Here is a 21,156-nt window from a genome sequence, read left to right as displayed (position 1 = left end):
AAGGAGGGACATAAAGATACTACTTGGTATCCAGCGGCTCGAAGCCTTTGACCAGATCGTCCACGGCTTTCATCTGCGCCAGGAAAGGCTCCAGTTTTTCCAGCGGCAGCGCGCTGGGGCCATCGCACAGGGCCTTTTCCGGATCCGGGTGCGCCTCCAGGAACAGGCCGGCGATACCGATTGACAGTCCGGCGCGGCCCAGTTCAGTGACCTGGGCGCGGCGGCCGCCGGAAGCGGCGCCGCCCGGATCGCGCATCTGCAGTGCGTGGGTCACGTCGAAAATCAGCGGTGCGCCACCGGTGGAATCGATCATGGTGCGGAAGCCGAGCATGTCGACCACCAGGTTATCGTAACCGAAGCAGGCACCGCGCTCGCACAGGATGATTTTCTCGTTGCCGCCCTCGGCAAACTTCTCCACCACATTTTTCATCTGTGGCGGACTCATGAACTGCGGTTTCTTGACATTGATCACGGCACCGGTCTTCGCCATCGCCGCCACCAGGTCGGTCTGGCGGGCGAGGAAGGCCGGTAGCTGGATCACGTCCACCACCTCGGCCACCGGCGCGGCCTGGTGCGGTTCGTGCACATCGGTGATCAGCGGCACCTTGAAGGTATTCTTGATCTCCTCGAAGATCTTCAGGCCCTCTACCATGCCCGGTCCACGGTAGGAGTGGATCGAGGAGCGGTTGGCCTTGTCGAATGAGGCCTTGAAGACATAGGGGATACCGAGTTTTTCGGTGACTTTTACATAGTGCTCGGCCACCTGCATGGCCAGGTCGCGAGACTCCAGTACGTTCATGCCGCCGAAGAGCGTGAACGGCTTGTCGTTGGCAACCTGGACCTTTCCTACTTCAATATTCTTCAATGTTTTCCACCTTTTTTATTCGCCTGCAAGCAGGCTCCTACAGCCCCGGTTCAGGGCAAAGCGCAGCGAGCCCGATTAAACCGAGTCCCGTTTGCCGTGCTGCTTCATCGCCGCGGCGATGAAACTCTCGAACAGCGGGTGGCCGTCGCGCGGTGTGGAGGTGAATTCCGGGTGGAACTGGCAGGCCACGAACCAGGGGTGTTCCGGCAGCTCGACCATTTCCACCAGGGTGTCGTCCGCGGACCAGCCGCCGATCTTGAGACCGGCCTTCTGCAGGCGGTCGACGTAGTTGTTGTTCACTTCGTAGCGGTGGCGGTGGCGCTCGATGATCACGTCGGAGCCGTAGATATCCCGCGCCTTGCTGTCCTTGGCCAGGCGGCACTCCTGGCCGCCGAGGCGCATGGTGCCGCCCAGGTCGGATTGCTCGTCGCGCTTCTCGATCTTGCCCTCGCTGTCGATCCACTCGGTGATCAGGCCGATTACCGGGTGCGGTGTCTTGACGTCGAACTCGGTACTGTTGGCTTCCTTCAGGCCCAGCACGTTGCGCGCGTATTCGATTACCACCGACTGCAGCCCCAGGCAGATGCCCAGGTAGGGAATATTGTTTTCGCGCGCGTAGCGCACGGATTCCAGCTTGCCCTCGAGGCCGCGCTCACCGAAGCCGCCGGGCACCAGGATCGCATCGGCGTCCCTGATCAGGTCGAGGCCGTTTTCCTCCTCGACATCTTCCGCGTTGATAAAGGCGATATCCACTTTGCAGCGGTGCTTGATGCCCGCGTGGACCAGGGACTCGATCAGGGATTTATAGGCATCCAGCAGCTCCATGTATTTGCCGACCATGGCGATCTTCACTTCGTGCTGCGGATTCAGCTTGCCATCCACCACCGCGTCCCATTCAGACAGGTCCGGCGCGGCACACTCCAATTGCAGCTTTTCCACCACGATATCGTCAAGGCCGTAGTCGTGCAGCAGGCGCGGCACGCCGTATATGGTCCTGGCGTCCGGCAGCGGCACCACCGCGCGCTCTTCCACGTTGGTAAACAGCGCGATCTTGCGGCGCGAATCCTCGTCGATCTCGCGCTCGGAGCGGCACAGCAGGATATCCGGCTGCAGGCCGATGGAGCGCAGCTCCTTGACCGAGTGCTGGGTGGGCTTGGTCTTGGTCTCGCCGGCGGTGGCGATAAAGGGTACGTAGCTGAGGTGAATCAGCAGGGCGCGGTTCAGGCCCAGCTCCACGCGCAGCTGGCGCACGGATTCCAGGAACGGCTGGGACTCGATATCGCCCACGGTGCCGCCGATCTCGACGATGGCCACGTCCATATCGCGGCCGCCCTCGAGTACGCGGCGCTTGATCTCATCGGTGATATGCGGGATCACCTGCACGGTGCCACCCAGATAGTCGCCGCGGCGCTCCTTGCGCAGCACGGTTTCGTAGACGCGGCCGGTGGTGAAATTGTTGCGCTTGGACATGCGCGTGCGGATAAAGCGCTCGTAGTGGCCCAGGTCCAGATCCGTCTCGGCGCCATCTTCGGTCACGTAGACCTCGCCGTGTTGGAAGGGGCTCATGGTGCCCGGGTCCACGTTGATGTAGGGGTCCAGTTTCAGGATGGTGACCTTGAGGCCGCGGGCCTCGAGAATGGCGGCCAGAGAGGCGGAGGCGATACCTTTCCCCAACGAGGAAACCACGCCACCTGTGACAAAAATATAGCGCGTCATGCAAAACCTTGGTCAGTTGAAAACCCGATGCGGGAGTGCGGGGCTGGCCCGGGCGCACGGAAATAGTTCCCGCCCTTCCCGGTGCCTTGAGATGGGACGCCAGACTACCAGAAAGCCCTTTTTTGCTCAATCGCAAATCGCACTGTCCGGCCCCGCATGGCGCCATTCCAGGGTTCCCGGCAGACCCCGCTCACAGACAAACAGATCGCCCACCGCGAGAGGCGCCTGCCCCGCCCCGGCGCGGAATACCAGCGGCACAAGGTCCCTCAGCCAGGGTTCCAGTCCCGCCTCCTGCAGCAGCTTCTTCAATGTCTGCGAGTGCCGGCGGCCGTTCGGGTGGGCCCGCTCGCCACCGCGGCGGAAGCGGACCCGGTAGTCCCCGGGCGGCCAGCCGGGGCCCGGGCACAGCAGCCAGCCGCCGCCCAGGTCGAGCGGGACCTCGCCCCGCCAGGAACGGTCGCCCTCCGCCGGTGCCGGCGGCAACGGCGGCGTCAGGTAGGCGCGGTCGCGAAAGCGGCGCAGCACCCGGCCGCCGAGCACTACCGCCGGGGCACTGTCGGCGGCCGCACCGGCCACCTGCTCCAGGGCCTCGCGCAGGTGTCGCGCCTCCGGCGCACTGCCGCCCTGTTCCGCCAGCCAGCCGCGCAACAGGTTCTTGCGCCGGCGCCCGGGCAACTGCCGCAGGCGGGCCAGGTCGATACTCTCGCCGAAGCGCTCGCGGCGCCGGTCGCAGGCCGCCAGGTCCGTCTCGGCCAGGTCGCGCAGCAGCGCGGCGGCCTCGCGCAGGTTGTCCGCGGCCCGCACCACCCGCTGGCGCAGGGGCCAGCGCTGCCGCAGCAGCGGCAACACCGAGGCGCGCAGGTAATTGCGTTCGATACGCTGGTCCCGGTTGCTCTCGTCCTCGACCCAGGCCAGGCCGCGCTCGCGGGCGCAGTTCTCCAGTTGCCCGCGGCCGGCGGCGAGCAGTGGCCGCAACAACCGACCCCGACCCAATGGGCGGCTCTCCGCCATTGCCGACAGGCCCAGGGCACCGGCCCCGCGCAGCAGGCGCAGGAAGAAGGTCTCCACCTGATCGTCGCCGTGCTGCGCCACCAACAGCTGGTCGCCGGGCTGCAGCACTTCCCCGAAAACCCGGTAGCGCGCGCGACGCGCGGCCTGCTCCAGGCCGCCGTCGGCCGGATCGACCGACACCCGTACCGCGGTCAGCGGCACCCCCAGGGACGCGGCAACCCGCTCGCAGTGCGCCTGCCAGGCATCGGCAGCGGTCGAGAGACCGTGGTGAATGTGAACGGCCCGCAGCGGCACGCCGAGATCGGCCAGCAGGTAGAGCAACACCGTGGAATCCAGCCCGCCGGAATAGGCCAGCCAGCGCTGCCCTTCGCAGGGATGGCGCGACAGCGCGGTTTCGACGATCTCGATCAGCGGTTCACTCACACCCGTTTCCAGCCAGACTGCCATTCAATTGGGAGTATACCTTTCAGCGGCGCCGCTGATCCTCCATCTTGTACACTCAGGTTTCGGCGTTGAGAAATGTGGGGGTTGGCACGAAGCCTGGTGGGGTGGAGACCGCTGAAGACAGATCAAAAAAGGGGAGGCGACAGAACGCCTCCCCGAACGGGGGAAAACCCGGCTTTCGCCAGAACGAAACGACAAGTCACAGATCTTTGCCTACAGGCGCATACGCACCCCCAGTGCCAGGCGGCGCTCCTGCACATTGATCGAGCGGAGCTGGCTCTCGAACTGGGCGTAGTTGCGATAGTTGGTCTCCGTCAGGTTGGTGCCCTGCAGGTAGACGGTGAGATTGTCGAGCAGGTCGTAATTGATCGAGGCGTCCAGGTAACCCGCCGCCTCCGCCCAGTTGCCGAGGCTGATGGGGGCCTCGTTGGTATTGAGGCCGGCCTGCCCCTGGAAGATATCGCTGCGCCAGTTGTAGGCCACGCGTGTACTCAACCGGTCGCCCTGGTACCACAGGATCAGGTTGGCCTGGTGTTTGGAATTGGAGTTGAGCGGGAAGCTCTCGCCCTCCAGGTCGACGCTGCCGGAATCGTTGTCCGAGTAGGTGTAGTTGGCCTCGATGCCGGTATTGGACAAGGGCCCCGGCAGGAAGTTGAAGGCCTGCTTGTAACCCAGCTCAAACCCCTTGAGATCCGATGCCGGCACATTCTTGGTCGTCCAGATATTGGCGGTGCGGCGCACCACACCATCGGAATCCGGATAGGCGCGCGCCTCCTGCAGGGTCTGGGTGGCACTCTCCACCTCGATCAGGAAGATACCCGCACCGAGAATGCCGCCCTCGCCGAAATACCACTCGGTGGAGACGTTGTAGTTGTTGGCGCGCCACGGATCCACGTCGGGATTGCCCTGGTGGTTGCCACCGCCGGGGCTGGTGACCATCTTGTAGCGTTCATCGTTCTCGTCCACCTGGTCGCCATCGGGCGTATAGACGCGGTACTCCTGGTACCACAGCGTCTCCCCCTCCCCGACATTGCGCAGGTCGTTGCGGGACATGGTTTCCGCATAACCGAAACGGACGATCACGTCCTCGCGGGGAAAGAAATTGATATTGGCCGACGGCAGCACATCGGTGAAGGAGGTCTTGGTGGTCTCCGTGCCCAGGCTCTTGTACATGATCTGCCAGCCCTGGGGTTCACCATAGGTGGCCGGGTAACCGCCACCGTAGTAATTGCCCTGCTCCGGTACCGCCTGCTGGTCGTATACGGCATTGACCACCTCGCGTCTCGTTTCCACGACACGCACGCCGAAATTGCCATCGAAGGACACACCGAACAGGCCGCTGTCGTTGAAGAAATTCATCTGCCCGTATACGGAAGTCTCATCCTCCACCACCGAGTAGGCCCGCGACGGATCGACAAAGCGCCGCGCGCCCGGGTAGAGAAAGTTCATGAAGCCGTCCACATCGTCCAGTGCTTTCGGGTCGAGCGCCGCCACGCCGTCGCCCCAGCCCTTGAAGGGACCAAAGTCGTTGTAGGAGATCAACCTGTCCCGCAACTCGTCGAACGGCGCTATACCCAGTTGCGTATTGCCGGCGAAATCGTTCCAGTCCGGGTACTGCTGCCAGACATAATCCCCCGGCAACGGCTGGTACCACAGTTCTTCGGGTACGTTCGGATCCTCCCAGGTGGAGTAGTAACCGGTGGGCGTCATGTAGATAAAGCGCTCGCTCTCCACGTCGCGGCGGCCGTGGCGCACGCCGAAATCCACCGAGGTAAAACTGGCGATATCGAACTCGTATTTGCCGTCGGCGCGGAACACATCCAGCGACGCCTCCTGCTCGGTGCCGTCGCCAAACCCCTGGAACAGGTTCAGGCGATCGGTGCCGGACAGGTCCTCGTCGAACTCGAAGGTGGGGTATTCACTGCGGTAGTCCACAGTTACCCAGAAAGGCTCCACCGGATCGTCCATGCCATCGCCGTCTTCGTCCACCCAGTACCACTCGGGCGTGCCCTGCTGGAAAATGGCGTTTTCGTAGGTTTTGTCGGCCTTGCCGCGCACATAGCGCAAGGAACCGGTAAAGGGGCCGCCGTTGTCGAACTTCAGCTCGATATTGGCGTTGATGGCGTCGGTATGGTTCTGCAGGCTGCGGGTAGTGGCCTGGAAATCCGGCGCCTCCACGACGGCCACCTGCACCGAGTTGATCACGCGCTCGGGGGTGTCGCCCTCCGCCGGCAACACCGCTTCCCGCTGTGTGACCGTGCCCGGGCGCAGCACATCGTAATTGTCGTTGTTCATGCCATTGAAGTTGGTTTCCACACCGCGGTCGTACTGATCCATTCTGGTGTAGAACACATCGGCGGCAAATTCGAGGCTCGGCGAGATATCGAAACGGAATGAACCGGCCAGCCCCTCCCGCTGCCGTTCCATCACATAGGCGTTGACACCATAGCCGCCCGGCACCAGGTAGCGATCGTCCAGGTCGCCGTTGCCATTCAGGTCCAGCGGGTCGCCGCCCTGGTTGACGAAACCGAGGCGCATGTCCTCCCAGATCTGGTAGTTGGCCGAGTTGCTGTCGGACTGGAAACCGCCCAGCGTGAAGCCGAAGCGATCGCCGTTGTAGCCGACAAAGGTATTGAAGTTGTAGTTGTCGTCCTCGGTAATCGAGCCGCGGGAACCCTCGGCGTTGGCGGCGGCGGTCCAGCCCGCCTCCAGGTCGCGCGGGTCGCGGGTCTTGAGATCGATGACACCGGATATGCCACCGGCGGAAAGCGCGGCGCCCTGGGATTTATAGACATCCACGCCGGCGATCATGGACGCGGGAATGTCCGAGTAATTGGCGCCCACATCGGTAATGGTCCAGGGACTCAGGAACTGCTCGCCGTTCAGCGTGGTCAGCACCTGCGGCATGCCGCGCACATTGAGGCTGGTGCCCTCGCCGGCGGTGCGTTCGATCTGCACACCGGTAACCCGCTGCAGCGAATCGGCAATGGTCACGTCGGGCAGCTTGCCGATATCCTCGGCCACGATGGAATCGACGATCACCTCCGAGTTGCGTTTTACATCCACGGATTTTTTCTGCGATCCGCGAATGCCGGTGACCTCGACCTCCTCGAGCAGCTCCCCGGCGCGGCTTTGCGGTTCCCCGCCGGATTCCTGGGCAATGGCGGGCAGCCCCGCGGCGCCCAGCGACAGCGCGGCCACCCACAGGGATAGCCGGCGTTTTTGTGGTTTATTATCCATCGGTCTTCTCTCAGTTTCGCTAGTACAAATCGGTTATGTTTTTTATTGGCACGGTGTACTCATCCGGCTTGGCGCCGGTGCCCCAACTGAACCCGCCATGCCGACATTGATATGCGCGGACGACGGGCGAGGGGATCACGCCGCCGGGCGCAGCATGTTCAGGTGGGGGAATTGCCGAGATGGCGATCCGACCATAAAAGTCGAACTCTCTTTTTTATTTAATATCGACCCGCCGTTACTGAATCATATTATTCATATAAATGTAACCGGTTACGGTAACCGGTTACATCGATTGGCGCCTATTTCAGCGTCAAAGGCGCAAAGGGGGAGAGGGGCCCAGGCAGCCGCAAATGACTAATCGCAACCAACTGCCATAAATGACTGGAAGGAACAGTGGAAAACCGCGGACGCATCTGCGCCCGGGATCGGCCGACGGTGTCAGTCGGCCGCCACCAGGCGCACGCCGGAAAGCTCCGGCACGGTATCCGATTGCCGGTACTGGGACGGCGTCATGCCGACGATTTTCTTGAAGAAGGTATTGAACACCGACTTGCTGTTGAAACCGATCTCCAGGTAGATATCGGTAATGGTCTTGTCGCGGCCCCCGGCGGAGCGCAGCAGCCGGCAGGCCTCATCGATACGGTAGCGGTTGATGAATTCGTAGAAATTGATGCCGAAGTGGCGGTTGATCACCATCGACAGGTCGCGCGCCGGCATGGCCAGGTGGGCGGCGAGAATGTCCAGGGTGATATCCGGCTGCAGGTACGGCTTGTCGCGGCGCATGGCCCCGTCGATCTCCTCCGCCAGTGCCGGATTTAACATCTGTTCGCCCGCCGGCCTGCGCCCGCTGTCGCGTTGGCGCACGCCCTCGAAGCTGGCGAAGTAGCGGATACCGGTGAATACCAGCAGGTTGATCAGCACGAACAGCGTGTAGTAGCCGGTGAGGCCGATATTCTCGAATACCTCCAGGTCGTAGTGCTGGTACAGGCTGGCCAGCTTGGACACGCTCAGTATCACCTCCATCACCATCACCAGCAGGAAGCCCCACACCAGGGTTTTGACCCAGGTGATATCCACCTTCTCGATATTGGAGTGGGTGGACTTCAGCAGGCTCTTGTATTTCAGGATCAGCGACAGGCACCAGAGGCAATAGGCCACCCGCAGGCATTTGCACAGGAACTCCACCAGCACATAGTCCCAGCCATAGACGAACTCCTCGCTGCGGATCAGCACCATGCGCTCGGCACCGGGCAGGCGATAGAAAACCGCCACCATATAGAGAAGGAACAGCGCCAGCGGCAACAGGTGCAGCAGGTCCCGCCGGCGCAGGGCGAAGTCGCGGAAGATCAGCGATTTCACGCAGAAGAACAGCAGCACCCCGTCCAGGTAATAGGCGAACCCGCCGAGGAAATAGAGCTGCGGCCAGAAATCCCGCACCTTGAGCTTGAACTCGGCCCCCCACAGGATCAGTTCGTGCAGCGGGATAAACGCGTGGGCAAACAGGAAGGCCGCGAGAAAATAGGTACTGACCTGCCGGTGACTATTGGTAGCCAGCAACAGCACCGCGAAAAACAGGCATTGCATGGCGGTCATCAGCAGGATGACATCGTGGAAATTGAACAGTACTTCGCTCATCGCGCTCTATTTTTATTGTTTGACCGTCCGCCGGATCTTATCCCAAACCCCGTCGGATAACACCCCGCCCGGCACCGGGTTCGGATACCGGAAAACCAGGCGAACGCGTTCGACAAGCGGTTAATTGGACAAATCGCCGCCATTCGAACGACTGCCCCGCCCGCGCCATTCCAGACTGCCCGCGCCACAACAACACCAATAAATCGAGGAAAGCGTGATGAGCAACCTATCGCACCAATGCCCCGGCATTGCCGCCGGGACCTCCAGCCGCCGGTGGAAATTCCTGCTGGCAGCCGCCGCGGCACTGCTGTTCGCCCAGGCCAGCCCGGCGCAGACAGCGCTGCCGGGCACCGTCGAGGCGGAACACTACAGCGCCATGTCCGGCATCCAGTTGGAGGCCACAAGCGACAGCGGCGGTGGCGACAACGTCGGCTGGATCGAGACCGGCGACTGGCTCTCCTACCACGTCGACGTGGGCAGCAGCGGCTGGTACCAGCTCGAATACCGTGTCGCCTCGCCCAACAGCGGCGGCCGGGTGATCCTGGGCCGGGACGGCCAGGACCTGACCGCAGCCACCGCCGTGCCCAACACCGGCGGCTGGCAGAACTGGCAGACGGTTTCCACCCGCGTCCACCTGGACAGCGGCCAGCAGGATCTGGTGGTCTGGGCCGAGAGCGGCGGCTGGAACCTGAACTGGTTCCGCCTCGAACCGGAGAGCGGCGACAGCCTGCCGATGCTGCACCAGAGCGGCCGCTACTGGCACGACGCCGACGGCAATCGCGTCGACCTGGTGGGCACCAATATCGGCAACTGGCTGCAACTGGAGTTCTGGATGATGAACCTCAGCGACCAGTTCCAGGACCAGTGCACTCTGGAAGACAACTTCACCCAGCGCTTCGGTCGCGCGGAAAAGGAACGCCTGATGGAGGTCTTCCGCGACAACTGGATTACCGAGCGCGACTGGGACCTGATGGCCAGCTTCGGCCTCAATGTCGTCCGCCTGCCTTTCTGGTACAGCCTGATCGAGGACGAGACCCGGCCCTACACCCTGCGCGACGACGCCTGGCACTACCTGGACCGGGCCATCGACCAGGCCGAGCAGCGCGGCATGTACGTGATCCTCGACCTGCACGGTGCCGTCGGCAGCCAGGGCTGGGAACACCACTCCGGCTGCGCAGACCGCAATGAACTCTGGGGCAATCCCACCTACCGCGACCGCACCAAGTGGCTCTGGGACATGATTGCCTCGCGCTACGCCGGGCGCAGCGCCGTGGCCGGCTACGGCCTGCTGAACGAGCCCTGGGGCACGGACGCCACCACCCTGGCGGACTTCATCACCGAGCTCTACCAGGTGGTGCGCGCCAAGGACACGAACCACGTGATCATCCTGCCCGGCCACAACAGCGGCATCGACGCCTACGGCAATCCCGCCGACCGCGGCATGAGTAACGTCGCCTTCGAGATGCATTTTTACCCGGGCCTGTTCGGCTGGGGCGAGCCCGGCTACCAGGTGCAGAACGACTGGCTCTTCTGCGGCCCCGACGGCACCACCGGCGTCTGCGAGTGGAACAACCGGCTGAGTGGGCTCGACACCGCCTTCCTGGTCGGCGAATACCAACCCTGGACCATCTCCGGCGCTCAGGGCGCGCCGTTGGGCGCACTGACCCCGCGGGTCTTCTCCAACTTCGGCTGGGCCTCCACCAACTGGGCCTACAAGACCGTGTCCCTCGGCGGCACCGGCGGCGACGGCTCGCAGAGCTGGCCCTGGGGCATGGTCGCCAACAGCGGGCCCATGCAGGTCCCCAACCTGGCCACCGCCTCCAGCGCCGAGATCGAGAACTTCTTCCGCAGCTTCTCGAGCCAGCCGCTGGCGCCCAACCGCGCCCTGCGCACCTGGATGACGATGGAAAACACCGCCCCTGGCCGCATCCAGGCGCAGCATTTCAACTGGCAGTCCGGCGTCCGCTCCGAGGCCACCGGAGACACCGGCGGCGGTATCAATATCGGCCATATCGAGGCCGGCGACTGGCTGTCCTACCGCATCGACGTGCAGGCCAGCGGCTGGTACACGCTGGAGTACCGCGTGGCTTCCAGTGGCGGCGGCGGGCAGGTGATCCTCGGGCAGGATGGGACCGACCTGACTGCGGCGCTGGCGATCCCGGACACCGGCGGCTGGCAGAACTGGACCACCATCGGCACCAGCGTCTACCTGGAAGCCGGCCGCCAGGACCTGGTGGTGTGGGCCGAGAGCGGCGGCTGGAACTTCAACTGGTTCGAGCTGACGCCGCAATAGCGGCGTCCCACCTGGCTGCGGGGCGGAAGTGGCACCGCCGACCGCGGCCGGGAGGACAGCTACAAGTCATTGATTTAAAAGTAAATTAACTGGTTCGAGAAAACCTGCCGCAGCCGAACGCGGCCCCCGGTCGACCGAATGCGTTCGAACCGCTTACTCGGACGACGGCCACCGCCAATCGCGGCACTTTTCTCCCGGGCGCCGACGTTGCGCCCACCGCAGGGGTAACGGCCGCCAACGGCGGTCGCGGATAACAATAAACCCGGATGAGAGAAACACAATGCAAAAACTACGCACCCCGCTGGCGCTGTCGGTAGCGCTGGCCAATGCCTGCTGGGCCCTGCCCGCACTCGCACAGAATGACACCACAGAGGAAACCGACAAGCCGGTTCGCACCACGCAACTGGAGGAAGTGACGGTCACCGCCACCAAGCGCGAGACCGGCCTGATGGAAACCCCCATCTCCATCACCGCCTTCGGCCAGGAATCCCTGGACCGCCAGGGCATCACCAACGTCAAGGATATGGCCAAGCTGGTGCCGAACATGGAAATCTCCATGGACTCGTCCCAGACGGCGCCGGTGATCTCCATGCGCGGCGTGCGTTCCACCAACATCACCGAACTGGGCGATCCCTCCGTGGGCCTGCACCTGGACGGCATCTACTCGCCGCGCCCCCAGGGCGCCATGGCACTGATGTTCGACGTGGAGCGGGTCGAGGCCATGCGCGGGCCCCAGGGCACACTGTTCGGGCGCAACTCCACCGTCGGCAGCGTCAACATCATATCCCGCCGCCCGGACTTCGAGGCCTTCGACGCCTCCATCGGCGTGGAGGCCGGCCGCTGGAACCATCAACAGACCCGCGGCATGATCAATATCCCGGTCAGCGACACCTTCGCCCTGCGCGCCGCCTTCATGCAGGAGACCCGCGACTCCTACCTGGACGGCTACTACGACCCCAACCAGTGGGATACGCGCTACCTGCCGGAGGAAGTGGTCAACGCACCCGCCTACAGCGGCGCCGACAGCGACCGCACCCTGACCCAGCGCGACCGCTGGGGCGGCGGCACGGTGCAGGAACTGGTAAAGGCGGACCCGGAGGATTTCTACAACAACTCAGACCAGTACGCCTTCCGCATCGCCGGCCTGTGGGAACCCGGTGACCGGCTGTCGTGGATGCTGTCCTACGAGCAGTTTCGCGACAACAGCGCCGGCAGCACCGACACCCTCAACTGCGACCTGGCCGACAAGCGCGTACTGAAGGACGGCGACGGCAACTACCTGGACGCCATCGGCGGCAACGTCACCGACGAGCCGGTACCCGGGCTGCTCGGCTGCGAGAGCGTCTACGGCCCCGGCGCCGACGAGTTCACGGTCGACGTCAGCGTGCCCGGTATGGTCGACCTGAGTATCGATACGGTGCGCTCCAACCTGGACTGGGACCTCAGCGACAGCCTGAAACTCGTCTACAACGCCGGCTGGGCGGAACAGGTGCGCTCGCAGAGATCCGACCAGGACCGCGGCATCACCGGCTGGGACATGTCGATCTTCTTCGACGACGCCACCTTCGAATCCCAGTCCCACGAGCTGCAATTGCAATCCACCGGCGACGGGCCGCTGCAGTGGATCACCGGGCTCTTCTATTTCCAGGAAGACAACGCCATGGCCGGTGGCTGGATCAACAGCGCCAACAACGCCGACTTCTGGGATCAGCCCAATCGCACCCTCAAGTCCGAGGCGGTGTTCGCCCAGGCCACCTACGACCTGACCGATCGCCTGGCCCTGACCGCCGGCCTGCGCTACACCAAGGACACCAAGCAGGACCGCGGCGGCCGCAACCTGGCCTGCAACGCCGACACCATCAACCCCCAGACCGGCGAGGCCTGCTTCCCGGCCTGGGACCGCGACGCCTTCAACCAGCTGCCGCCGGGTTATTTCCTCAACTCCGCCATGTACGAGCCGGCCACCAACAACGAGATCAAGGGCTCCTGGGATTTCACCAACTACCGCTTGGGGCTGGACTACCAGGTCAGCGACGACCTGATGGTATTCGGCTATGTGGCCAACGGCTTCAAGTCCGGCGGTATCGGCGACGTGGTGGTGCAGTACGAACAGGACCCGATCACCACCGAATATCCCGTGGACGACAACGGCGATCGCATCGTCAAGAAACGTTTCGAAAACACCTACGAGCCGGAAGTCGTCACCACCTACGAACTGGGCGCCAAGGGCACCTTCCTCGACGGCAGCCTGAACCTGACCGGTACCCTCTTCTACAGCGACTACGAGGATATGCAGGCGGCCTCCGCCAAGGTGCTGTTCCCGGTCTACGTGCAGGAGCGGGACAACGCCGGCGAACTCACCGGCGAAGTCACCACCGAAGGCGCCTCCGTATTCCAGACGGAGAATATCGGCAGCGCCGCGATCAAGGGCCTGGAAGTGGAATTCGACTGGGCGCCCTACCCCAACGGCCGCGTCAACGGCTACTTCACCTGGCTGGACACCGAAATCACCAGTGACTTCATGTACCAGTGGGCCCACGCCACCACCGACCTGTTCGAGATCGACAGCGGTGCCGCCACCGACCCCAGCAACGAGACGCTGACCACCAACTTCAAGGGCAACGAACTGGCGGTATCGCCGCCGTTTGCCGTGTCGCTGAACTACAGCCACACCTTCGAGTTCAACGACGGCAGCATCCTCGAGCCGGCCATCAACGTCTACTGGCGCGACCAGTCCTACTACACCTTCCAGAACGTGGACAAACACCTGGACAAATTCGCCACCGAAACCCCGGATGCCTTTACCGACGAGCGCCCGGAACACCACAACGTCAACCTGACACTGAAATACGGCGCGCCGGGTGACCAGTGGAATGTCGAGGCCTTCGTCAACAACGCCACCGACCAGACCGAGTTCTACTGGGCCGGCGGCGGCGACGGTGTGATCAAGGGGCCGGTTTCCATGCCGCGGTTCTACGGTGTGCGGGGGAATTACAACTTCTAGGGAATGATTCTCCCTTCTCCCCTTGCCCCCAGCGATTCCCTTCCCTGGGGGCTTTTTTGAACTCGAGTTTTGGGGTTTGAGCCCGTAGGGTGCGCCGTGCGCACCGAAAGATTCCAGACACACACCGGCCTCGGCGGTGCGCACGGCGCACCCTACGACACTCCCAAACTGGAATACGTTAAAAAACGTCTAAAAAACAGGTGCAACCAATGAAAAAGCTTCGAACGTGGCCCGGTTTAGTGGCCGCCCTGCTGATGCTCCTTACCACCCTGCCACTGCAGGCGGCACAGAGTGACACGGATATCGAAAAACGTATCGAGCAACTCCTCTCGAAAATGACCACGCGCGAAAAAGTCGGCCAGCTCGCCCTGCGCGACTGGGGCACCTATTCCCGCGAGGACATGCCCGCCATAAAACAGGCCATCCGCGACGGCAAGGTCGGCGGTTTCCTGAATGTGAATTTCAGCGATGTGGACGACAACGCCTTCGCCGAACTGCAGCGCATCGCCGTGGAGGAAAGCCCCCGCGGCATCCCACTGCTGTTCGGCCAGGACGTGATCCACGGCTACGAAACCATTTTCCCCATTCCGCTCGGCCAGGCCGCCAGCTGGAACCCCGACCTGATTCGCCGCGGCGCCCGTGTCGCCGCCCGCGAAGCCAGTGCCGACGGCATCCGCTGGACCTTCGCCCCGATGATCGATATCAGCCGCGATCCGCGCTGGGGCCGTATCGCCGAAACCCTCGGTGAAGATCCCTACCTCACCTCCGTACTCGGCACCGCCATGGTCGAGGGCTTCCAGGGCGACGACCTCGGCGACCCCAGCAGCCTCGCCGCCTGCGGCAAACACTTCGCCGGCTACGGCGCCGCCGAGGGCGGGCGCGACTACAACAGCGCCTATATTCCCGAGCGCACCCTGCGGGATATCTACCTGCCCCCGTTCAAGGCCGCCGTCGACGCCGGCATGGCCAGCGTCATGAGCTCCTACAGCACGCTGAACGATATCCCCGGCACCGCCAACCCGCTGCTGACACAACAGATACTGCGCGACGAATGGGGGTTCGACGGTTTTGTCGTCAGCGACTGGAACTCCGTGATGGAAATGATTCCGCACGGCTTCGCCCGCGACGCCAGGCACGCGGCAAAGCTCGCCGCCAACGCCGGTATCGATATGGAAATGCATACCGATACCTACGAGCACTACCTGCCGCTGCTGATCGAGGAGGGCGAGTTTTCCAAACGGCAACTGGATAACGCCGTCGCCAATATCCTGCGTATCAAACTGCGCCTGGACCTGTGGCAGCATCCCTACCCACGCGCCGGAAATGCCGCAGCGCGCGAGAAAATCATCCGCAGCGACGCGTTTCTCGCCGAAGCCGAAAGCGCCGCGGAACAGACCTTCGTACTGCTCAAAAACGACGACCAACTGCTGCCACTGCGCAAAGACCAGACCGTAGCCGTCATCGGCCCGCTGGCGGAAGCCCCGCACGAACAGCTGGGAACCTGGATCTACAACGGCGACAAAAAATATTCCCACACGCTGCTGCCGGCGCTGCGCCAAATCGCCGGTGAAAGCAGGATCGTCCATGCCCCGGGGCTGGCGTACAGCCGCGATACCGATCGCAAAGGCTTTGCCGCCGCCCTGGCCGCAGCGGAAAAAGCCGACGTGATCCTGTATGTGGGCGGCGAAGAGTCCATTCTCACCGGCGAGGGCCACAGCCGCGGCGATATCCGCCTGCCCGGCGCCCAGGCGCAACTGGTGGCCGAGCTGGCCGACACCGGCAAACCGCTGGCCATGGTGCTGATGGCCGGCCGCCCGCTGCAGCTGGACGAAACCCTGCAACAGGCCGACGCGCTGATGATGGCCTGGCACCCGGGCACCATGGCCGGCCCGGCACTGGCGGATGTGCTCTACGGGGAAAAATCCCCCTCCGGCCGCCTGCCGCTGTCCTGGCCCGTGGGCGCCGGCCAGATCCCGATCTACTACAACCATATGGCCACCGGCCGCCCGGCCACCGACGAGAACTACACCCGCATCGACGAAATCGAAACCGGTGTCTTCCAGCACCAGCCCGGCAACTCCTCCAACCTGCTGGACTACGGCCACCGGCCGCTGTTCCCGTTCGGCTACGGGCTGACCTACAGCAAATTCCGCTACTCCGACCTGGAACTGAGCACCGACGAGATTGGCGCGGACGACACCCTGCGGGTTTCCGCCACCATCACCAACACCGGCGATGTCGTCGCCACCGAAATTCCGCAGCTCTACGTGCGCGACCTGGTGGGCAGCGTCACGCGACCGGTGCGCGAACTGAAAGGCTTCGAGAGAATCGAGCTGGCCGCGGGCGAATCGCGCCGGGTGACCTTCAGCCTCGGGGCGGATCAACTCGCGTTCCACAACGCGGAAATGCAGAGCGTCGCCGAGCCGGGCGAATTCCGGGTCTGGATCGCCCCCAATGCCGAGGCCGGGCTGGAGGGCCGTTTCACGCTGCGTTGATGGGCACGTCGCTGCGCGCCTATACCCACCCTGCAAATTCGAATAGCGTGTGCCGGCCACGGATCGCCGGCACACCGCCGCGGAGATTCCGACAATGACAATCGCCAAAATCATAAGAATCTGTCTGGGAAGTCTGCTGTTTCTCACCCTGTTCCAACTGGTCGCCTGCGACGGCAGCGACAGTGCGCCGCCGGTCAGCGAGCCGCAACCTCAACCTGAGCCCGAGCCAGAACCCGAGCCGGAACCCGATGTGCTCAGTCCACTGCACACCGATGGCACCCGCTGGGTCGACGCAGACGGGCAACCGGTACTGCTGAAAGGCGTCAACCTGGGCAACTGGCTGCTGCAGGAATTCTGGATGATGGGCCAGAGCTCCGATGCGGTGAACGACCAGTGCACGCTGGAGAGTATTTTCGACGAGCGCTTCGGCTTTGCCGAGCGCGAGCGCCTGATGGACCTGTTCCGGGACAACTGGATCCGGGAGCGCGACTGGGACCTGATCGAATCCTTCGGCTTCAACGTCGTGCGGTTGCCCTTTATCTGGAACCTGGTCGAAGACGAACGCAACCCGATGACGCTGCGCGAAGACGCCTGGCAATACCTGGATCGGGCCATCGAACAGGCCGAGGCTCGCGGACTCTATGTGATTCTCGACCTGCACGGCGCCGTTGGCGCCCAGGGCTGGGAACACCACAGCGGCTGCGCCGACCACAACGAATACTGGGACAGCGCCGAATACCAGCAGCGCACCGAGTGGCTGTGGAAACAGATCGCCAGCCGCTACGCCGATCGCGAGGCGATAGCCGCCTACGGCGTGCTCAACGAACCCTGGGGCACCACGCCGGAAAACCTGGCCGCGGAAGCGATCCAACTCCACGACGCCATCCGCGCCGTCGACAGCGACACGGTGGTGATCCTGCCCGGCCATTCGCAGGGACTCGACGCCTACCCCGCACCGGCGGACGCGGGCATGACCAATGTCGCCTTCGAGATGCACTTCTACCCGGGCATTTTCGGCTGGGGCGAGATCGGCTACCCGGTGCACCGCGACTGGCTCACCTGTGGCAGTGACGGCAAGGGCGGCGTCTGCGAATGGGATCAACGCCTGCAGGACCTCGACGCCCCCTTCCTGGTGGGCGAATTCCAGCCCTGGACCGGCCTGGGCGCGCAACTGGGCGCCGACATCACCCGCGCGACTTACGACACTTATGCCGGCTACGGCTGGGCCAGCACCGCCTGGAGCTACAAGATCGTCGGCAACAGCGGCGGCCAGGGCGATGGCACCTGGGGGCTGGTCACCAACGAACAGGGCTTGGGCCTGCTGGCCAAGGCCGACACCTGGGCCTGCCCCGGCTGGGACTCGACGCTCGGGGAGGCCTGTGGCAGCAGTCGCAGCGCATTTACCCCGGACCGCGACGGCACCCACACCTACTACCTGGTAATCAAGTCCGGCGCCTGCTGCGACGGCAGCCTGGACGTCACGCTGGACAATATCAGCATCGTCGACGAGGACACCGGCCATGAATTGCTGCTCAACGGCGGCTTCGGCGACGCCAGTGGCTGGAGCGAGTGGCACCAGAGTGCGCCGCCCGAAATCGACTACGACTACCGCGAGGCCGATGGCCTGCCCACTGGTGGCGAGGGCGCGGCCCTGCGCCTGCACGGCGGTGGCGACATCAACGGTGGCCTCTACCAGGCTGTCACGCTGGAGTCCGGGCGGGACTACCGTATCTCCGGTCGCTTCAGGGACAACGGCAGCGCCAGCGCCTGGGCCGAGATCTACCTGGTGGCGCAGCAACCCGTCGACGGTACCGACGTACTGGCCGAGGGTCCCTTCGCGCCGCTGGATTTCAACAGCGCCAGCCCGAAGGAGATCGAAACGCTGTTTCGCGCCTTCGGCGATACCCGCTACGACCTGCACGAAGAGGTGCGCGCGGCGCTGAACGCCGAGACGGGCCCCACGCTGCTGGACCTGCCGGACGAGCCCGCGAACCTGGCCCTGACGGAGGGCAGCGGCTCCGCCACGCTGACCTGGTCCCCCAGCAACCACCCGCGCCTGGCCGGCTACCGGGTCTATCGCTCCACCACGTCCGGCAATGGATATTCACTGCTCGCCGACGAGATTGCCGAACCGCTGTTTGTCGACGACACGGTCAGCGGCGACCGCACCTACTACTACGTGGTAACGGCGGTGACGGACACCGCGGAGAGCTACTACAGCGACCAGGTGGCCACCGCCGCGGTGGCCCTGCCGTTGCCGGGCCGGATCGAGGCGGAGAGCTTCAATGCCATGTCCGGCATCCAGACCGAAACCACCAACGACAGCGGCGGCGGGTTGAATATCGGCCATGTGGAGGCCGGGGACTGGCTCGAATATACCGTCGACGTCGCGCAGGCGGGCAACTACGACATCCGCTACCGGCTGGCCAGCAGCGGCGGCAGCGAGGGCTTTACCCTCTCCGCCGGCGGCGAATCGGTGGATACCGTCGCGGTGCCCGATACCGGCGACTGGCAGGCCTGGGAAACGGTGGGCAGCAGTATCGCGCTGCCCGCCGGCGAGACAACCCTGCGCATCGACGCGCAGGGCGGGGCCTGGAACCTGAACTGGTTCGAAATGACAAGCCAATAGGTCCGGCGGGAAACGGGCGAGCGTGCCACCTGTTCGGCGTACAGCGAGAAGGTGGCACATCCTGACGCCGTCCAACTTTACGATTTCTCTTAAAGTAGGACGATCTCGCGGGCCCGTTCCATCCATTATGCCAGCCCGCCGAATCCGGCTGCATTGATGCCGGGCCACCGCCCGGCCCGTACTACACAATAACGACGCAGGAAGTAACCCATGCAAGCGATCGAGCCCCATTCCAACACCCCCGGCCCGGATGCCCTGGCCGCGGGCAGGACGGACTCCCCTCCCCTGGCCTTTATCATCCTGATCTGCGGTGTCGCCACCATCGGCGGCTTCCTGTTCGGGTTCGACAGCGGCGTCATCAACGGCACCGTGACCGGCCTGCAACAGGCGTTCAATTCCGATACCGCCGGCACCGGCTTCAATGTGGCCTCGATGCTGCTCGGCTGCGCCGTGGGCGCCTTCTTCGCCGGCCGCCTGGCGGACCGCTGGGGCCGCAAGAACCTGCTGCTGATCTCGGCGGTGTTCTTTATCGCCAGCGCCTGGGGCTCCGGTGTCGCCGCGGGCTCGGCCGAGTTTGTCTTCTACCGCATTCTCGGCGGCCTGGCTGTCGGCGCGGCCAGCGTGATGTCGCCGGCCTATATCAGTGAGGTGGCGCCGGCGGCGATGCGCGGCCGCCTGATCACCATCAACCAGATCGCGATCATCTCCGGGCTCTTCTGTGCCTTTGTCAGCAACTACTGGCTGGCACAGGTGGCCGGTTCCGCCGTCAACGAATGGTGGATGGGCTACAACGCCTGGCGCTGGATGTTCTGGGTGGAAATCGCCCCGGCCGCGCTGTTTTTCCTGTCGCTGCTGTTGATTCCCGAGAGCCCGCGCTTCCTGGTGCTGTCCAAGCAGACCGACAAGGCCAAAGCCGTGCTGGGCAAACTCTACGGTGCCGCCGCGGTGGACGGGAAACTCTCGGATATCCGCAACTCCATCGCCGGCGACCACAAGCCGCGCATGCGCGACCTGCTGGACAAATTGGGCCGCGTGCGCAAGATCGTCTGGGTCGGCATCGGCCTCGCGACTTTCCAGCAGCTGGTGGGCATCAACGTGGTCTTCTACTACGGCGCCGTACTGTGGCAGGCGGTGGGCTTCTCCGAGGCGGACGCGCTGCTGATCAATATCATCTCCGGCGCGGTCAGTATCGGCGCCTGCCTGATCACCATCGCGCTGATCGACCGCATCGGCCGCAGGCCGCTGCTGCTGGTGGGCTCTATCGGCATGGCGGTGACGCTCGGGCTGGTGGCCTTCGCCTTCACCAACGCCACGCTGGATGCCGGCGGCAAGCTGCAACTGTCCCAGGGCATGGGCCTGCTGGCGCTGGTCGCGGCCAACGCCTATGTGTTCTTCTTCAACGGATCCTGGGGCCCCGCCATGTGGACCATGCTGGGCGAGATGTTCCCCAACCAGATCCGCGGCTCCGGCCTGGCGGTGTCCGGCCTCTTCCAGTGGGGCGCCAACTTCGGTATCACCATGACCTTCCCGATCATGCTGGCCGGTATCGGTCTCGCCGGTGCCTACGGTATCTACACGCTGTTCGCGGTGCTCTCCATCGCCTTCGTCATCTACCTGGTGCACGAGACCAAGGGGCTGGAGCTGGAGCAGATGCAGGGCTGACGGGACTCTACGGCAGGAAAAGAATACAAAGCCGAATGTGGAGGTCCTGCTGTCGGGGGCTGTTTGTGAAACGATTGCCGATGAGGCTGTTGAACAAGCAGCCACCGGCAGCAGGGCCGCCCCGGAGTCTCCTTACGAACTGAACTCCGGCAACCTTCCACA

10 protein-coding genes are annotated in these 21,156 nt (G+C 63.9%); 5 read left to right on the top strand and 5 right to left on the bottom strand.

The genetic code is table 11. The annotated features are described in order from the left end of the window. Positions 1 to 19: 19 nt before the first annotated feature. The 5 genes from kdsA to MWN76_RS17375 all read right to left on the bottom strand — a co-directional run bounded on the left by kdsA (position 20) and on the right by MWN76_RS17375 (position 8,911). Positions 20 to 865 (bottom strand): 3-deoxy-8-phosphooctulonate synthase, encoded by an 846-nt coding sequence (gene kdsA / locus MWN76_RS17395; protein ID WP_250463757.1) that lies wholly within the window; start codon positions 863 to 865, stop codon positions 20 to 22. A gap of 75 nt (positions 866 to 940) precedes the next feature. After that, positions 941 to 2,581 carry a CTP synthase gene (gene pyrG, locus MWN76_RS17390; protein ID WP_250463755.1) on the bottom strand — a complete coding sequence of 547 codons (1,641 nt, stop codon included), beginning with the start codon at positions 2,579 to 2,581 and terminating at the stop codon, positions 941 to 943. Between the two features lie 126 nt (positions 2,582 to 2,707). After that, complete coding sequence (tilS, locus tag MWN76_RS17385) at positions 2,708 to 4,015, bottom strand: tRNA lysidine(34) synthetase TilS (protein WP_250463753.1); 1,308 nt, start codon at positions 4,013 to 4,015, stop codon at positions 2,708 to 2,710. A 234-nt stretch (positions 4,016 to 4,249) separates the two neighbouring features. Next, complete coding sequence (locus MWN76_RS17380) at positions 4,250 to 7,276, bottom strand: TonB-dependent receptor (RefSeq protein ID WP_250463751.1); 3,027 nt, start codon at positions 7,274 to 7,276, stop codon at positions 4,250 to 4,252. Between the two features lie 438 nt (positions 7,277 to 7,714). After that, positions 7,715 to 8,911, bottom strand: a complete 1,197-nt coding sequence (locus MWN76_RS17375; protein WP_250463749.1) for an AraC family transcriptional regulator — start codon at positions 8,909 to 8,911, stop codon at positions 7,715 to 7,717. A 217-nt stretch (positions 8,912 to 9,128) separates the two neighbouring features. Here MWN76_RS17375 and MWN76_RS17370 point away from each other — a divergent pair, with 217 nt between their 5' ends. The 5 genes from MWN76_RS17370 to MWN76_RS17350 all read left to right on the top strand — a co-directional run bounded on the left by MWN76_RS17370 (position 9,129) and on the right by MWN76_RS17350 (position 20,994). Further along, complete coding sequence (locus tag MWN76_RS17370; protein WP_250463747.1) at positions 9,129 to 11,204, top strand: carbohydrate-binding protein; 2,076 nt, start codon at positions 9,129 to 9,131, stop codon at positions 11,202 to 11,204. 280 nt (positions 11,205 to 11,484) lie between these two features. Then, on the top strand, positions 11,485 to 14,208 hold the full coding sequence (locus MWN76_RS17365) for a TonB-dependent receptor (RefSeq protein WP_250463744.1): 2,724 nt from the start codon (positions 11,485 to 11,487) through the stop codon (positions 14,206 to 14,208). A gap of 209 nt (positions 14,209 to 14,417) precedes the next feature. After that, positions 14,418 to 16,703, top strand: coding sequence for a glycoside hydrolase family 3 N-terminal domain-containing protein (locus MWN76_RS17360; protein ID WP_250463741.1), 2,286 nt, complete (start codon positions 14,418 to 14,420; stop codon positions 16,701 to 16,703). Positions 16,704 to 16,797: 94 nt separating this feature from the next. Continuing rightward, positions 16,798 to 19,332, top strand: coding sequence for a cellulase family glycosylhydrolase (locus MWN76_RS17355; protein WP_250463738.1), 2,535 nt, complete (start codon positions 16,798 to 16,800; stop codon positions 19,330 to 19,332). A 210-nt stretch (positions 19,333 to 19,542) separates the two neighbouring features. Next, positions 19,543 to 20,994: a sugar porter family MFS transporter gene (locus MWN76_RS17350; RefSeq protein WP_250463735.1), complete on the top strand. Its 1,452-nt coding sequence runs from the start codon at positions 19,543 to 19,545 to the stop codon at positions 20,992 to 20,994. The last annotated feature ends 162 nt before the right edge of the window (positions 20,995 to 21,156 follow it).

This window comes from Microbulbifer litoralis (assembly GCF_023634065.1).
GTDB lineage: Bacteria > Pseudomonadota > Gammaproteobacteria > Pseudomonadales > Cellvibrionaceae > Microbulbifer > Microbulbifer litoralis.
Note: the sequence above shows the minus strand (reverse complement) of the source record. Positions and strands in the feature narration are given on the sequence as shown.

What these genes read in the sequence shown, in the direction of transcription:
- MWN76_RS17355 (WP_250463738.1), top strand. Translation starts at nt 16,798, where the DNA reads ATGACAATCGCCAAAATCATAAGAATCTGTCTGGGAAGTCTGCTGTTT.
- MWN76_RS17375 (WP_250463749.1), bottom strand. Translation starts at nt 8,911, where the DNA reads ATGAGCGAAGTACTGTTCAATTTCCACGATGTCATCCTGCTGATGACC.
- MWN76_RS17370 (WP_250463747.1), top strand. Translation starts at nt 9,129, where the DNA reads ATGAGCAACCTATCGCACCAATGCCCCGGCATTGCCGCCGGGACCTCC.
- MWN76_RS17360 (WP_250463741.1), top strand. Translation starts at nt 14,418, where the DNA reads ATGAAAAAGCTTCGAACGTGGCCCGGTTTAGTGGCCGCCCTGCTGATG.
- MWN76_RS17380 (WP_250463751.1), bottom strand. Translation starts at nt 7,276, where the DNA reads ATGGATAATAAACCACAAAAACGCCGGCTATCCCTGTGGGTGGCCGCG.
- pyrG (WP_250463755.1), bottom strand. Translation starts at nt 2,581, where the DNA reads ATGACGCGCTATATTTTTGTCACAGGTGGCGTGGTTTCCTCGTTGGGG.
- MWN76_RS17365 (WP_250463744.1), top strand. Translation starts at nt 11,485, where the DNA reads ATGCAAAAACTACGCACCCCGCTGGCGCTGTCGGTAGCGCTGGCCAAT.
- MWN76_RS17350 (WP_250463735.1), top strand. Translation starts at nt 19,543, where the DNA reads ATGCAAGCGATCGAGCCCCATTCCAACACCCCCGGCCCGGATGCCCTG.